This is a genomic window from Enterococcus pernyi, from assembly GCF_045371165.1.
In the GTDB taxonomy this organism is placed as follows: domain Bacteria; phylum Bacillota; class Bacilli; order Lactobacillales; family Enterococcaceae; genus Enterococcus_B; species Enterococcus_B pernyi.
On the sequence record NZ_JBIQDM010000008.1, the window covers coordinates 43,137 to 58,026 of the forward strand.

Here is a 14,890-nt window from a genome sequence, read left to right on the forward strand (position 1 = left end):
CTCCCCCTATTGAACTAAACTTTTTCGATTGGTGCAAAAGCGGCTAATACACGTTTGACTCCTTGACTTGGAAATGCAATATCAAGCTCAAGGTCTTTTGCATCACCACTAACTCTAACCACTGTACCAGGTCCCCATTTTTTATGTTTGACTTTATCTCCTGGCTTCCAACCACCTGTTTCGCCACCTGTAGCGACTTTTGCTGATACACCTGCTTTTGTTGGCTGTTGGTACTTAGGTGTCGCGTTATTCGCACGAAGAGGCGACGGCTGAGAGGCATTGGAAGTTGGTCGCATCCCGTGGATATCTAATAATTCTTGATCGATTTCTTCTAAAAATCGTGAAGGTCGATTGTATTGCGTACGACCATATAAAGTCCGTGAAAACGCATTGGTCATAAACAATGCTTCTTCTGCCCTGGTGATCCCTACATAGGCCAAACGGCGTTCCTCTTCCAGTTCACTTTCCTCCATCAAGGCACGAGAAAGTGGAAAGACACCTTCTTCTAGACCGATCAAAAAGACGACTGGAAACTCTAGACCCTTCGCAGCATGTAAGGTCATCAATGTCACTTGCTTCGTTTCTTCTTCTAAGCTATCGATATCTGATACAAGTGCAAGGTCATTTAAAAAGACGACCAGCTTGTCCTCTGGCGAATCAGCATTCTCTAGCCCTTCTTTTTCAAATTGTTTATCAAATTCTTGAGTCACCGTCAAAAACTCTTCTAAGTTTTCGATACGTGCTTGGGATTCTAATGTATTTTGGATTTTTAGATCATCCAAATAGCCACTACGTTCTAAGACTTCTTTGGTTAACTCTGTAACGGTCAAATAAGGGATCATTTCAGTCAATTGATGCATCATCTCGCCAAAAGAGCCTAACTGTGTTCCTGCTTTTCCGCCGATGTTCGCTAACTCAACATTTCTTGCAGCCTCTAGCAAGGGCCATTCGTGCATCGTGGCAAAGCTACGAAGTTTTTCCACCGATCCTGGTCCAATCCCACGTTTTGGTGAGTTGACGATCCGCTCAAAACTCAATGAATCTTGAGGATTTGCCATCACATTAAGATACGCCAAAACATCTTTGATTTCTTTTCGATCATAGAATTTGTGACCTCCAACCATTTTGTACGGAATATTGGCTTTCAGTAAGGTTTCTTCCATGACACGTGATTGGGCATTTGTTCGGTAAAGAATAGCAAAGTCTCCATAATTGCGACGATTCGTCTGGATCTCTTCTTGCATTCTTTCTACAATAAAACGTGTTTCGTCACGCTCATTGTCTGCTCGATAGTACGTGATTTTGTTACCGTCTTGGTTTTCTGTCCAAAGATTTTTGGGTTTACGATTGCGGTTGTTTTCGATGACTTGATTCGCTGCATTCAAGATCGTTTTCGTTGAGCGATAATTTTGTTCTAACAAGATCACCGCGGCATCTGGATAATCTTTTTCAAAATCCAAGATGTTTTGCATATCTGCTCCACGCCAGCCGTAAATACTTTGATCTGCATCCCCAACTACACAAAGATTTCTGAACCGTCCAGCTAATAGATTGACTAACGTATATTGTGCGTGGTTCGTATCTTGATATTCATCTACATGGATGTAATGGAATTTATTTTGATAATACGTCAATGAATCTGGATGCTCGTCAAATAAACGGATCGTATTCATGATCAGATCATCAAAATCCATACATTGGTTGTATAGGAGTTCCTTCTGGTATGCTGCATAACATTTTGCGGCAATTTCTTCATAATAACTGCCTTGCATTTTGGCAAAAGCCTCTGGTGACAACAAACTATTTTTTGCTTGCGAGATTGATCCTAACAAGCTTCTTGGATCGTATTTTTTAGGATCGATATTCAACTCTTTCAAAATTCGTTTCATCAATGATAATTGTTCCGAAGAATCAATGATCGTAAAGTTTCGATTATAGCCGATATAATCCACATCTCGTCTTAAAATACGGACACACATCGAGTGAAAGGTAGAGACCCAGACATCTTCGCCACCTGTTTCTAAAATGGCATTGACCCGTTCTTTCATTTCTTTCGCCGCTTTATTGGTAAAGGTGATTGCCAAAATATTCCATGGATTCACTTCTTTTTCTTCAATCAAATAAGCGATTCGATGAGTCAAAACACGTGTTTTTCCACTACCGGCACCAGCCATTAATAAAAGCGGGCCATCTGTATGTAGAACCGCTTCTTTTTGACGAGGGTTCATTCCCTTTAATAAGTTTTCTTTGGATGACATTCACAACATCCTTTCTATTATCAATCCTTCTAATTATAGCATTAACCCCCTATTCGATAAAGGGAATCTTCTTGTAAAACGTCTTCAACATCACATTAGTCATTGATTCAAGAATAGTCTGACGCATGGTTAAATCGCTTCAGCAAAAAGCCAGAATTTGAGACAACATAAAGGGCCACTTAACGTTTTTGCGATACTATTCTTCAGTCACTAGAAATAATTTTTCAACCTATTGAGAATACCAGACCAATTACATCTTAGAGAATCAGATTTGATTATCTACTAACACAAGTAAAAAAAAGAGAAGTCGGACATTAGTTCTCCCCCACGCCTATAACCGAATAAACGGCGGGAACAAAAGTCCCCTCTTCGGAAATAAGGCTAAACCCTTCCGTCCCAACCTCCTTCACTATTTGATTGAAAAATCTTCACAGATTCATTCCGATTCGACTTTCCCTTACAAGGACTTCAAGTCCATGAGATCATGTTCGAGCTTCCTTTCACTCTCACTATACTTGATTACAAGAAAATAGTGGACAAGATATTCCGTCGAATACCTTACCCACTATTCTTAGTCTGTTTTATATTTTTAATAAAGATTAGGCTACTTTAACAGCATCTGGTGATTTTCTTAAAGCACCATAAATTACTCCAGAAACAATTGCACCAATTGCAATGAATACAAGATACATAATCGGATGACTTAGTAAGAAGACAACGAAGATCCCGCCATGTGGTGCTAACAATTTGATACCAAATGCTCCCACTAAACCACCTGTCAATGCAGAACCAATAATGAAACTTGGAATGGCTCTGATTGGATCAGCTGCGGCGAATGGAATCGATCCTTCGGTTACGAAGGAGAGCCCCATAACAATGTTTGTCAAGCCAGCATCTTGGTCTGTTTTACTGAATTTATTTTTAAACAAACGTGTTGCAACGAAGATAGCTAATGGTGGAACCATTCCTCCTGCCATAACGGAAGCCATCACAACACTACCACCGGTTGCGACAGTGGTTGCTAATGTTGCTGTACCGAACACATATGCTGCTTTATTGATTGGTCCACCTAGATCGGCAGCCATCATCCCAGCAAGTAACGCACCTAATAATGCAGCATTTGAACCGCTAAGTCCAGATAAGAAACTATTCAAACCATCATTCAGTGCTTTCATCGGTACATTGACCATCAACATCAAGAAACCGGTAATCAATAATCCAAAAACAGGATAGAATAGAATCGTTTTGATTCCTTCAAGTGACTTAGGCAAGTTTTTAAACAATTTACGTAAGAAGACGATCACATAACCTGCTAAGAAACCACCGATCAAGGCACCTAAGAACCCAGCACCGCCAGTATTTGCTAATGCTCCCGCTGCAAAACCAACGATCAATCCAGGACGGTCACCAATACTTGAAGCAATGAATCCTGCTAAAACTGGTAACATAAAGCCAAATGCAGCTTGTCCAATTTGATTGAACCAGCTTGCTGCTTGGTTGTAATTCCCAAGGTTTGCTAATTGATCTTGTGGTACACCCATGAATTGGTCGACCATGAATGATAATGCAATGGCAATCCCACCACCGATAACGAATGGTAACATGTGAGAAACACCGTTCATCAAATCTTTATAGATTCGTTGGCCGATCGTTCCATCTGCATTTCCTTCGTCAGAAGATTTTTCTTTTCCATCACCATGGAAAACTGGTGCTGAGCCACTGACAGCTAAGTTGATCAATTCTTCAGTTTTTCGAATACCGTCACTTACTGGACGATTGACTAATTCTTTTCCGTCAAAACGATTCATTTCGACTTTTTTATCAGCCGCAATGATGACGCCATCTGCACGAGCAATATCTTCAGCAGTCAAACGGTTTTTGATTCCTTCTGAACCGTTTGTTTCAACTTTGATCTCAACACCCATCTCTTTGGCTTTTTTCTTCAGCGCATCTTCAGCCATGTAAGTATGGGCGATCCCTGTCGGACATGCAGTAACTGCAACAACGAATTTTTTATTAGATGAAGCCGCTGTTTGTGCTGCTTCTTCTTGTTCTGCTACCGCTTCTGCTTCTTTTTGTTGTTCAGCTGTTTGGAACAATTCTTGGACTTCTTCCGGTGTTCCTGCTTCTTTTAATTTTCCAACAAAATCTGCATCGATCAATAAACGTGATAGGGCAGCTAATGCTTGCAAATGTGTGTCGTTTGCTCCTTCTGGTGCGGCGATCATAAAGAATAAGAAAGTTGGTTGACCATCTAGTGCTTCATAATCTACGCCTTTATTGCTTTTCGCAAACAAAACTGTTGCTTCTTTGACAGCAGCATTCTTCGCATGTGGCATTGCAATGCCATCGCCTAGCCCAGTGGATGTTTGAGCTTCACGAGCTAAGATCCCTTGTTTATAAGTTTCGATATCTGAGATACGACCTGCATCATACATTTTTTGGACCATTTCATCGATGGCGCCTTTTTTATCAGTTGCCTGTAGATCCATGATCATCGCATCTTTAATCATTAAGTCTTTGATTTCCATGATTTATCCCCCACGATATTAATCAATTTTTGTTATTTCTACTTCTGGTAACAATTCATCAATGAATGGGCGAACCGCTAAATCATCCGAAAAAGCAGTTGCACTTCCACATGCCACGCCCCACTTGAACGCTTCTACCGCATCTCTATGTTTGCTATATGAACCGATAAAACCAGCAATCATCGAGTCTCCGGCACCCACTGAATTTTTCAATGGTCGAACTAATACATTGGAACGGTAGGTTCCTTCTTTTGTGAACAATAAAGCACCATCTCCAGCCATTGAAATCAACACATTTTTTACTCCTTCTGCCAATAATTTCTTGCCGTAAGGAATGATATCTTCAACGGAACGGAATGTCACATCATACAATTCAGCTAACTCGTGATTGTTTGGTTTGATCAACAACGGTTCTTTTTTTAATGCTTCTTTCAAATCATCGCCGGTAGTATCGATCACAAACTCAGCACCTTTTTCACGGATGATCTCAATCAATTCTTGATAGAATCCAGCACGTAAACTCGCAGGTGCGCTTCCTGATAATACCACGATATCGTCTGCTCCAACAGTTGCTAATTCTGCTTTCAAACGTTCAATGGCTTGATCCGAGATTGTTGGTCCTTGTCCATTGATCTCTGTTTCAGAATCAGACTTTAATTTGATGTTGATCCGAGTATCTTCTTCCACTTGTGTAAAAGCTGTTGCGATTTGTTCTTCTTTCAACCAGTCAGAAATAAAATTCCCAGTGAAACCACCAAGAAATCCTAAAGCGGTCGAATCAGAATCGATGCGCTTCAAAATACGGGAAACATTGATCCCTTTTCCTCCAGGGACTTTGAAATCTTCGGTCATTCGATTTAAATCACCGAGTTTTAATCCATCTACTCGTACGATAAAATCGATGGATGGATTAAGCGTTACTGTATAAATCATTGATTTGCCTCCTTAATTGTCGTCCGTTCACTGTAGTCGTCAAGAAATTCTAGTGGACAACGCTCGGTTATGATCGTGGCATCTTGCAGTGGTGCAACAGAAACAAAGGTTTGCTTATTGAACTTCGTATGGTCAAGTAAAACATAACTATCTTGGGCATTTGTAATGGCTAAGCGTTTGACCGCTGCTTCTTCTGGATCTGGGGTAGTAAACCCACGTTCAAGATGAACGCCATTCATTCCCATAAATGCTTTATTAAAATGGTAAGCCTGTAATTGGCTAAGTGTATTAGCTCCTAACACTGCATTCGTTGAGAGTTTCACTTGGCCCCCTAGGACGATCGTTGAGATTTGTAGATCAACTAGCGCGGCAGCATGTTTCACTGAATTGGTCACAACAGTGATCTGTTTATCTTTTAAAAAAGGAATCATCTCTAACGTGGTTGATCCTGCATCAAGATAAATGACTTCCTCATTGTTCACCAGTTCTGCTGCTAATCGTGCAATCATTTGCTTTTCATGAACGTTTTTGAGCGTTTTTTCACTCATGTTTTGTTCAAAACCTAAAAGATCCTCTTTTTTTGCTCCTCCATGGATACGTTGCAATAAACCTTCATCTTCTAACTCTTGGAGATCCCGTCTAATCGTTGATTCAGAAGCATCTAACAAGACTACTAACTCTTGGGATTTGACAATTTTATGTTGTTCCAATAGTTGTAGGATTTTCTGTTTACGTTCTTCTGTAAGCATTTCCACGATCACCTCACGATAGATTCTAGCATATTTTTATTTAACATTCAACAATATTCATTCAAAAACATTCAAAAACGATAAAAATCTTGAATACACACGTAACTTCAATTACAAGTAAGAAAGCATCCACAAAATCATACTTCAATTTTTATGGATGCCTTCTGATATTTTAGATTTTAAACTACTTTACCATTTCACTTTTCCGATCATCTCAGTATGATCCGGCTTTTCTTGCAAATTATTGAAATCAGCTAATTTTTCTGCATCAATAGATTCCCAGACAATTCCGCTTGATCTAACAAGACGACCCGAAGACGTTTTTTTCCTTGAACTGCATCAAAGCTTAAACGTCCTCTTCTCTTGCGTATTCGTTTGAATTGGATCTCTGATAATCGATCGCGGATCTCCTCGATGGGAAAATCAGCTAAAAACTTGGTCGGCAAGTAAATGCGCAATGAGGTCAAATAGGCTTGGTACATTTCATCGGGGGCTTCAACATTCAAGTATTCATTAATATAATAACTATAAGCATCGATTCCCTTATCTAACATGAATGTTGGATCGATCACTTTATAACAGATCAACTGGCTATGGCTTTCATCGACCCAAGGAAAAAATGCTTGACGATTCAGGACACCTCTCGCTCTTTTTTCTTTGTAATCGTAAGTAGCAAAATCATAGCTTCTTGTTACGAAAAATGTTGCTTTCTTCTTTTCTGTTGGTTGCATCAAATGATTTTGATACTGGACCGCTTGCAAGGAGTCCTGAGTATAGGCATACTCGACAAATGGCTCTTTCAGTAAACCAACGCCGTTGTCCCACGACAAATGATCAAAGCCTAATTGATCTCGATAGTATTGTTGAAATTTTAAATTCGCTTCACTTTGCCAACGATATGGCTCGCGATACAACTGGATACCAATGACTTGATTCTCGTATTGGGTGATTTCCTCCACCTGTTGCATTTCCAAAAAAATCTCTTTAGGGATCAGTCGATAATAATATTGACTATAATACATTTCCCAACAAGAAGTAAAATAACGCCCTTCTACGATTAGATCATAACCGGGAAACTGGTTACAATCTACCTCAATCTGCCCATTTCGACCTTTGATTTTAGGCAACTTCTCGATGTTCTCGGCAGATTCAAAGGATAAACGCTTTTCGATTTCTTTCGTATTATGATATAAATATTCTTCGACACTTCTCATATAAGCAAAAATACCATTTTTTTGCATTTTTGTTTGAAGATAGTTTCGAATCACCGATTCATTTTTTTGAAATACCTGCCACAAAAACTGATAATCAATTTGGAGATGATGATAGCCAAATTCGAAACGGCAAGTGAGATCATTCTGATAAATTTCAAACCAACCGATCTCTTCATCAGAGATTTCTTCTAAGGCTTTTTTTAGTGCAATTAAGGTATATGATTCTTTCGAATGACGAGAGGATTGGAAAAAGTCAGGAGTAAGCAAGATACGAGTCAGCATGGACCAATCATAGGCTTCTTCTTTTTCGTTCGTACGATCTCTGGTCAACACGAGACGGAACATCATTTTTTCTTTCGACACCATATTTCTCACCTCTCTCAAATCTATTTATAATCAAATTATAACGAATAATAAAAAAAAACTAAAACTTTTCGTCTTATGCCACCGATTGAGGGGTAGCATGTTAAAATAAAGAAAGAGGTGATAAACATGGGATTGAAATTTGAGCGTACAGATAATTTCGACAAACTATTTGAATCTTTTGGCGTTGATCCGGAAAAGACCGTTGCTCCAAAAGAAGACATTGACCGCTTTTTAAAACCAAAAAGCGACCCAAAAAAAGACAAAAAAAAGAAATAAACAAAAAAGACTTGATATTTAGCTTTTGAAAGTTTGCCTTTCAACCTAAGTATCAAGTCTTTTTTGTTTACTCGCTGATCGCGTCTTCGATCGCTTTCCACGCTTCTTCTTTTCCTTGTTTAGTTACAGAAGAAAATAAAATGAATGTGTCATTGCGATCGAAATTCAATGCTTTTTTAATTTCGCTTTCGTGTTTGTTCCATTTTCCACGAGGGATCTTATCTGCTTTTGTCGCAACAACGATCACTGGGATATCATAGTATTTTAAGAATTCATACATTTGGATATCTTCTTGCGATGGTTTATGGCGAACATCCACCAGTGACACCACAGCTTTTAATTGTTCTCTCGATGTCAAATAAGTTTCGATCATCTGTCCCCATTTCGCACGCTCAGTTTTAGAAACTTTCGCGTAACCATAACCTGGAACATCGACAAAATGCAGCGCATTTTCGATCAGATAAAAATTCAGGGTTTGTGTTTTCCCTGGTTTACCTGATGTACGTGCGAGATTCTTTCGATCGATCAGCGTATTGATAAAGGAAGATTTCCCGACATTTGAGCGACCTGCTAAGGCAATCTCTGGTAGATCTGTTTCTGGATATTGTTTCGGTGCAACAGCACTGATCACAATATCCGCATGATGGACTTTCATATGCTCTCTCTCCTTCAAAGCGGCAAAGTGGCTCAATCCCTCTCCACTTTCTTCGACAGAATGAAAAGGAGTAGTCGAAAAAGCTGCTAAAACTTTCACGACTGCTCCTTTCATTTTATCCCGCTTTTTTTTCTGAGTCTTTGTAAATAACTGTTGGTTTGCCGGTAAGTTCGGCAGCTTCTTTTCTAATGATCACTTTTTCGATCGTTTCATCAGAAGGAATATCAAACATGACATCCATCATGATTTCTTCGATAATCGAACGCAAACCACGTGCACCAGTATTACGCTCAATTGCTTTTTTCGCAATGGCTTTTAGTGCTTCTGGTTCAAATTCTAAAGCAGTGTCATCTAGTGAAAGTAATTTTTGGTATTGTTTCACTAACGCATTTTTCGGTTCCGTCAAGATACGAACTAAATCGTCGGTTGTTAGTTTTTCTAACGCAGCCATTACAGGTAAGCGTCCGATAAACTCTGGGATCAAGCCGAACTTCAATAAATCTTCAGGAATGATATGTTGCATGACACTTTCATTTTCTGAGAGTTTTTGGTTTTGTGTACCGAAACCAATCGTTTTCTCGCCCATACGATTTTTTACGATTGTTTCGATGCCATCAAACGCACCACCGACAATGAACAACACATTCGTCGTATCGATTTGGATGAATTCTTGATGAGGATGTTTGCGTCCACCTTGTGGCGGCACACTGGCAACTGTTCCTTCCAAGATTTTCAGTAAGGCTTGTTGTACACCTTCCCCTGATACATCGCGTGTGATCGATACATTTTCGCTTTTACGTGCAATTTTGTCGATCTCATCAATGTAGATGATTCCTTTTTCCGCACGTTCAACATTGTAATCAGCAGATTGCAAAAGTTTCAATAAGATATTTTCGACATCTTCACCTACATAACCCGCTTCTGTCAAACTTGTTGCATCAGCAATGGCAAATGGTACATTCAATGTTTTTGCTAATGTTTGCGCTAAGAATGTTTTACCTGAACCAGTTGGACCGATCAGGCAGATATTGCTTTTTTGCAATTCGACATCATCGCTGTCTTTTGCTTCTTGATTGACACGCTTATAGTGATTGTAAACAGCTACAGCCAATGAACGTTTTGCACGTTCTTGTCCAATCACATAATTATCCAATACTTCAAGAATCTCAGAAGGTTTCGGTACTTCAGTAAACTCTCGTACTGCTTCTTCATAGAATTCTTCATCAATGATTTCTTTACATAGGTCGATACATTCGTTACAGATGTAGACCCCCGGACCTGCTACGATTTTCTTTACTTCTTCTTGTGTTTTACCACAAAAAGAACAGCGTACAGTCTCATTACCACTTGGATTATCATACATGGTCTTCACCCCTTAACTTGCGTTGATTCGCAAGAAACTATCAAAGACTTTACAGTCTTTCCTTATCATACCATAATTTAAAAAAAAGCAAAAGTATCAAAGAAGTTTAAAACAAAACGAAAGAGTCTAGGCTTCATCTAAGCGCCTGGACTCTTTCATATAGATGCAGATCAACAATTCTATTCGCTTATTCTGCTTCTTTTGCTGTACTTGTAATCAATTCGATTGCTTTTTTCATGATCACATCATGTTTTAGCATATCTTCTGTCAATACACGTTTGATTTGGTCAATTGGCATATTGTAAGTTTCTGCTAATTCTTGGATCTCTGCAGTGATTTCTTCTTCTGTTGCATCTAAGTTTTCAGCAGCTGCTACAGCTTCGATCACAAGGTTTGTTTTTGTACGCATTTCTGCTTCTTCTTCAAACTGTTTGTGCAAGTCTTCTTCTGTTGAACCAGTTAATTGGTAGTACATTTCTGGTGAGATTCCTTGACGTTGCATGTTGTTTAAGAATTCGTCCATTGAACGGTGAACTTCATCATGGACCATAACATGTGGAAGATCAACGATTTCCGCATTTTCGACTGCCAATTTGATTGCTGCTTCATCTTTTGCATCTTCTGCAGCTTTTTCTTTCGTTTCAGTCAATTCTTTCATGTATTTTTCTTTTAATTCTGCTAATGTAGATACTTCATCGTCTACATCTTTTGCGAACTCATCATCTAGTTCAGGTACTTCTTTTGTTTTCACTTCGTGGATCGTTACTTTGAAGACTGCTTCTTTACCCGCAAGATCTTCTGCTTGATAATCTTCTGGGAATGTCACAGTAACATCTAAGTTTTCGCCTGATTTGTGGCCAACTAATTGGTCTTCAAAACCAGGAATGAATGAACCTGATCCTAATTCAAGTGAATGGTTTTCGCCTTTTCCGCCTTCAAATGCTTCATCGTTGATGAAACCTTCAAAATCGATGACAACAGTGTCGCCATTTTCAGCTGCAGCATCTTCTTTGATGACTAATTCAGCTTGCGCTTCTTGTTCACGTTTAATACGTTCTTCAACGTCTGCTTCTGTTACTTCGCGGTCTTGTTTTTCAACCACTAAGTCTTTGTAATCACCTAATTTTACTTCAGGTTTTACAGTTACTTCTGCTGTGATCGTCCAGTCTTGACCTTTTTCCATGCTTGCCACATCGATCTTAGGTTGAGAAACTGGATCGATTGCTGCTTCTTTAACAGCTGCTTCATATGCTTCAGGTAAGACAGCGTTCAATGCATCTTCGTACAATGCTTCTTCTCCGTACATACGGTTGAATACTTGACGAGATACTTTTCCTTTACGGAATCCAGGAACGTTCAAGTTTCCTTTTACTTTATTAAAGGCAGTTGTCAATCCTTTTTGGATTTGATCTTGCCCGATCGTAAATGTTAAAACACCATCATTTGTGCCTTTTTTTTCGAATGTTGCAGTCATTTATTTCCCTCCGAGTTTAGAAATTCATTTGATACATCAAAAACGTTTCATGCATACCTTTAAATAGTACACTAACCCTTCCAAATTGTAAACATATTGAACGAGGGGAATCCACGTTTTTCATGACTTTTTTATCTTTTCCTCTGTTTTTTTACGTATTGAATAATAATAGTTCTGTCATTATTTTATTTCTTTTTTCAGTGAATTCGTGTTGTTCAGATGCCAAAAGATCCTCACACGGCTGATTCGTATAGGTTGCTACTGTTTGTTTGAACCATTTGTCAAGATTTCCAATGTAGCTATCATAGATCGGATAAACGATCGCCGATTGCATCGCAAACTCTTCTTTCAAGTTCTCACTCATTAAGGCGTCTTCTCGTTCATATGCTTCCGCCATTTGTTTGATTCGTCGATAGGAAGTTTGCTCTTCTGGACGCACCATTTTCTTTGGTATCACTTCGATCAACTCTTCCTCGATCGTCAAGTATGCAACTGGTGCTGCTTCTTCGACTTGAACGAGCGACTCAAGCAACTTAGCCCTTACAAGAACATGGACCGTTTTTAAAACGATCAACTTTCTAGCGGTCTGGATAAATTCGTGGTAAGGCAGTTGCTCGATTTCTTGAATATAACTCAACTGGGTAGTTGGTTTTTCAAAAGGTAATTTTTCTACCAGTTGATAGATTTCACGAATCTTCTGTCTTCGCATCTGTCCGACTAATTCTTCTGATTGTTGGATTTTCAACAAAACTGCTTGCTCAAAATCATCGGGAAAATCAGCACTTGCAATCAATTTTCGTGCATATAAAAAATCTTTTGCTGTAATCAGTAGATCAAAGTAAAAAGTAGCCAATTCTTCATTCATCAAATACTGTTTTTCATGCAAAAGTGCTTGATGAAGTGCTTCTTCCCACATATCCAATTCTGATAGTGCCAACACGTATAACGTATTTGCTTCAAATGTTGCTTCAAGTTCATATGCACGTTCAAACAGCTCTTTTGCTTGACTGTATTGATGATCTGTTAATGCCTGTTGGCCAATACGCATCAAATTGTCGTATTTATCAGGAAAATCGATCGGTCTCACTTAGGTTCTTCCCTTCACTGTTTTATCATTTGTCTGACACGACTTATTGAATAATAACCATATTCAGCCATTTTCTCTACCTAAAGCATCAAGCATTCATCTCTTGATTAAATGCTTTGATCATATTGATGGTTACTACACTCGTATTTGAGAAATAATCACCGATGTGTTGTTTTTTCTTACTAAAGATAACTGGGAGATAGCCGATAAAAAGTAACGGAAATCTCAAAATGAAGCGACAAGCGCCCTCACGGACTAATACTGTACTCCATGAAAGTTCCTCTTCATCAAAACTGATCACTCGAATACCAAAAATCATTTTTCCAATCGTCTGTCCGTGATTCCATTTCGTCAATAAAATAAAATAAGCTAAATAGGCGATCAACGACAAACTACCATAGATACTCAAATAAGAATCAGAAACTTGAAGCCATCCTAGGTTCACTGCGATACCTAACGTTAAGCGAGTGATTGACCCGATACAAATCAAATCAACCAAAAACGCAGCAAAACGAACCCAAAAACCGGCAAAGAAATAATAAGGAAAACGATTGATACTTGGTTCCTCGGTTTTTTGTTCTGTATATTTTTTCCATTTTTTCTGATTTTCTTTGATCTCAGTTTCTGACAGTGGTTTTTCTTCAAAGGAACTTAGCACCTTTTGAGAAAATCCCGCATCTGGTCCTACAGCCGGTTGGTCATTTTTTGCTTGTGCTGCAAACTCAAGTTCTTCCGAAGAGCTACTTGTGTTTTTGTCAGCTGTAATTTCGTCTTTAGGAGCGACTAAAGCGTCTACTGTATCCTGGTTTCTACTAGTAGGATCTACTAATTTATTTTCTTCTACCTTAAAAACTTGTTTAGATGATCCCTCTGTACGTTCAGCTACTTTCGGTTCCTCATTGGTTTTTGAGCGTTCTTCGGGTGTTGACGCGTTCGTTGATTTCTCATTCATGCTTACTCACCTCCATATAGATACATTGCTCTTGGAGATTCTGCTGTTCCTAGACTTTCAAGTAATGACAAGATCTGACTTGTTTCAGAAGCTTGCAACCCTTGTAATTCTGCTAATTTTGCACCAAACCAAGTATTGCCAAATCCAGTAGAACTAGTTGAGTATTCGACTAACTCAGCATCTTGTAGATCAAGATCTTCTCTCATCGCAGCTAAAGCATCTGTTGGATAGCCGATTTCGTCCACCAAACCTGCTTCTTTCGCTTGTACACCGTCGTAAATACGACCATCTGCGACTTTTTTCACTTCATCTTCTGATTTGTTTCTTCCTTCACTAACAACTTTAACAAAACGATTATAGGCGTTATCGATGTAAGCTTGCAACACTGCATGATCTTGCTCAGTTTCAGGTCGAGTAGCCGATCCCATATCTTTTAGTGCGCCACTTTTTACTGTTGTATCTTCGACACCGATTTTTTCAAGTAAGCCCGAATAGTTGAGTCCGGACATAATGACACCGATTGAACCAGTTACTGTTTCTTCCGTTGCAAAGATTTTATCTGCTTGTGCGGAAATATAGTAACCACCACTGGCAGCCATATTTTTCATGCTGACATACATCGGTAGATCACGTTCTGTTCGGACCTCGTTGAGTAAGTTGGCAATTTCTGCACTTTCATAAACTCCGCCACCCGGAGAATTGACTTCCAATAAAATCCCACTGACGCGTTCATCGGCTTCGATCGCTTCAATTTGTTTCAAGAAGTCTTCATGATTATAACTCTCAGTAGCAAATAAACCAGAAGAGCCTCCACTAGCTATGGCACCATCAACGGACAATTTTGCGATCCTTCCCATGCCACTGCCTTCTTCAAGTACCACCGGTGACATTTCATCGTCCCCATATAACCAACTATTGATGTTCCCCATCTGCACCTCTTCTTGCGGTTGCGTCAAACTTGATGATACCAACGAAACAACCAATAAGCCGGCAGCAATCAGTACTGCTATCCAACGTTTCTTATTCATTTTA

12 protein-coding genes are annotated in these 14,890 nt (G+C 39.2%); 1 reads left to right on the plus strand and 11 read right to left on the minus strand.

Annotation, left to right across the window (positions count from 1 at the left end):
- Nucleotides 1–14 precede the first annotated feature (14 nt).
- The 5 genes from pcrA to ACH0AK_RS10320 all read right to left on the minus strand — a co-directional run bounded on the left by pcrA (nucleotide 15) and on the right by ACH0AK_RS10320 (nucleotide 8,051).
- Entirely contained in the window at nucleotides 15–2,258 is a 2,244-nt protein-coding gene (pcrA, locus tag ACH0AK_RS10300) for a DNA helicase PcrA (RefSeq protein ID WP_010735260.1), read from the minus strand.
- Nucleotides 2,259–2,857: 599 nt separating this feature from the next.
- Nucleotides 2,858–4,789 carry a PTS fructose transporter subunit IIABC gene (locus ACH0AK_RS10305; RefSeq protein WP_226076920.1) on the minus strand — a complete coding sequence of 644 codons (1,932 nt, stop codon included), beginning with the start codon at nucleotides 4,787–4,789 and terminating at the stop codon, nucleotides 2,858–2,860.
- 18 nt (nucleotides 4,790–4,807) lie between these two features.
- On the minus strand, nucleotides 4,808–5,722 hold the full coding sequence (gene pfkB, locus ACH0AK_RS10310; RefSeq protein WP_010735258.1) for a 1-phosphofructokinase: 915 nt from the start codon (nucleotides 5,720–5,722) through the stop codon (nucleotides 4,808–4,810).
- Nucleotides 5,719–6,471 carry a DeoR/GlpR family DNA-binding transcription regulator gene (locus ACH0AK_RS10315; RefSeq protein WP_153829773.1) on the minus strand — a complete coding sequence of 251 codons (753 nt, stop codon included), beginning with the start codon at nucleotides 6,469–6,471 and terminating at the stop codon, nucleotides 5,719–5,721. The genes pfkB and ACH0AK_RS10315 overlap by 4 nt, the downstream gene beginning before the upstream one ends.
- Before the next feature lie 254 nt (nucleotides 6,472–6,725).
- A complete protein-coding gene (locus ACH0AK_RS10320) occupies nucleotides 6,726–8,051 on the minus strand; it encodes a hypothetical protein (protein WP_438725207.1) in 1,326 nt (441 codons plus the stop codon).
- A gap of 126 nt (nucleotides 8,052–8,177) precedes the next feature.
- Here ACH0AK_RS10320 and ACH0AK_RS10325 point away from each other — a divergent pair, with 126 nt between their 5' ends.
- Complete coding sequence (locus tag ACH0AK_RS10325; protein WP_010735255.1) at nucleotides 8,178–8,327, plus strand: SPJ_0845 family protein; 150 nt, start codon at nucleotides 8,178–8,180, stop codon at nucleotides 8,325–8,327.
- 67 nt (nucleotides 8,328–8,394) lie between these two features.
- Here ACH0AK_RS10325 and yihA read toward each other — a convergent pair whose 3' ends face one another.
- From yihA to sppA, 6 genes are all read right to left on the minus strand, one after another.
- Nucleotides 8,395–8,982, minus strand: coding sequence for a ribosome biogenesis GTP-binding protein YihA/YsxC (gene yihA / locus ACH0AK_RS10330; RefSeq protein ID WP_029594239.1), 588 nt, complete (start codon nucleotides 8,980–8,982; stop codon nucleotides 8,395–8,397).
- A gap of 115 nt (nucleotides 8,983–9,097) precedes the next feature.
- Complete coding sequence (clpX, locus tag ACH0AK_RS10335) at nucleotides 9,098–10,345, minus strand: ATP-dependent Clp protease ATP-binding subunit ClpX (RefSeq protein ID WP_499796885.1); 1,248 nt, start codon at nucleotides 10,343–10,345, stop codon at nucleotides 9,098–9,100.
- Between the two features lie 187 nt (nucleotides 10,346–10,532).
- Complete coding sequence (gene tig / locus ACH0AK_RS10340; RefSeq protein WP_010735252.1) at nucleotides 10,533–11,819, minus strand: trigger factor; 1,287 nt, start codon at nucleotides 11,817–11,819, stop codon at nucleotides 10,533–10,535.
- Between the two features lie 151 nt (nucleotides 11,820–11,970).
- A complete protein-coding gene (locus tag ACH0AK_RS10345; RefSeq protein WP_010735251.1) occupies nucleotides 11,971–12,906 on the minus strand; it encodes a hypothetical protein in 936 nt (311 codons plus the stop codon).
- 88 nt (nucleotides 12,907–12,994) lie between these two features.
- Complete coding sequence (locus tag ACH0AK_RS10350) at nucleotides 12,995–13,672, minus strand: RDD family protein (RefSeq protein WP_224434897.1); 678 nt, start codon at nucleotides 13,670–13,672, stop codon at nucleotides 12,995–12,997.
- A 188-nt stretch (nucleotides 13,673–13,860) separates the two neighbouring features.
- The gene (gene sppA / locus ACH0AK_RS10355; RefSeq protein ID WP_077151451.1) at nucleotides 13,861–14,886 is read right to left on the minus strand and encodes a signal peptide peptidase SppA; all 1,026 of its coding nucleotides are present in this window, start codon (nucleotides 14,884–14,886) and stop codon (nucleotides 13,861–13,863) included.
- Nucleotides 14,887–14,890: the final 4 nt, after the last annotated feature.

Bases quoted from the DNA above. Each gene is read 5' to 3' on its own strand.
- pcrA (WP_010735260.1), bottom strand. From the start codon at position 2,258: ATGTCATCCAAAGAAAACTTATTAAAGGGAATGAACCCTCGTCAAAAA.
- ACH0AK_RS10305 (WP_226076920.1), bottom strand. From the start codon at position 4,789: ATGGAAATCAAAGACTTAATGATTAAAGATGCGATGATCATGGATCTA.
- pfkB (WP_010735258.1), bottom strand. From the start codon at position 5,722: ATGATTTATACAGTAACGCTTAATCCATCCATCGATTTTATCGTACGA.
- ACH0AK_RS10315 (WP_153829773.1), bottom strand. From the start codon at position 6,471: ATGCTTACAGAAGAACGTAAACAGAAAATCCTACAACTATTGGAACAA.
- ACH0AK_RS10320 (WP_438725207.1), bottom strand. From the start codon at position 8,051: ATGGTGTCGAAAGAAAAAATGATGTTCCGTCTCGTGTTGACCAGAGAT.
- ACH0AK_RS10325 (WP_010735255.1), top strand. From the start codon at position 8,178: ATGGGATTGAAATTTGAGCGTACAGATAATTTCGACAAACTATTTGAA.
- yihA (WP_029594239.1), bottom strand. From the start codon at position 8,982: ATGAAAGTCCATCATGCGGATATTGTGATCAGTGCTGTTGCACCGAAA.
- clpX (WP_499796885.1), bottom strand. From the start codon at position 10,345: ATGTATGATAATCCAAGTGGTAATGAGACTGTACGCTGTTCTTTTTGT.
- tig (WP_010735252.1), bottom strand. From the start codon at position 11,819: ATGACTGCAACATTCGAAAAAAAAGGCACAAATGATGGTGTTTTAACA.
- sppA (WP_077151451.1), bottom strand. From the start codon at position 14,886: ATGAATAAGAAACGTTGGATAGCAGTACTGATTGCTGCCGGCTTATTG.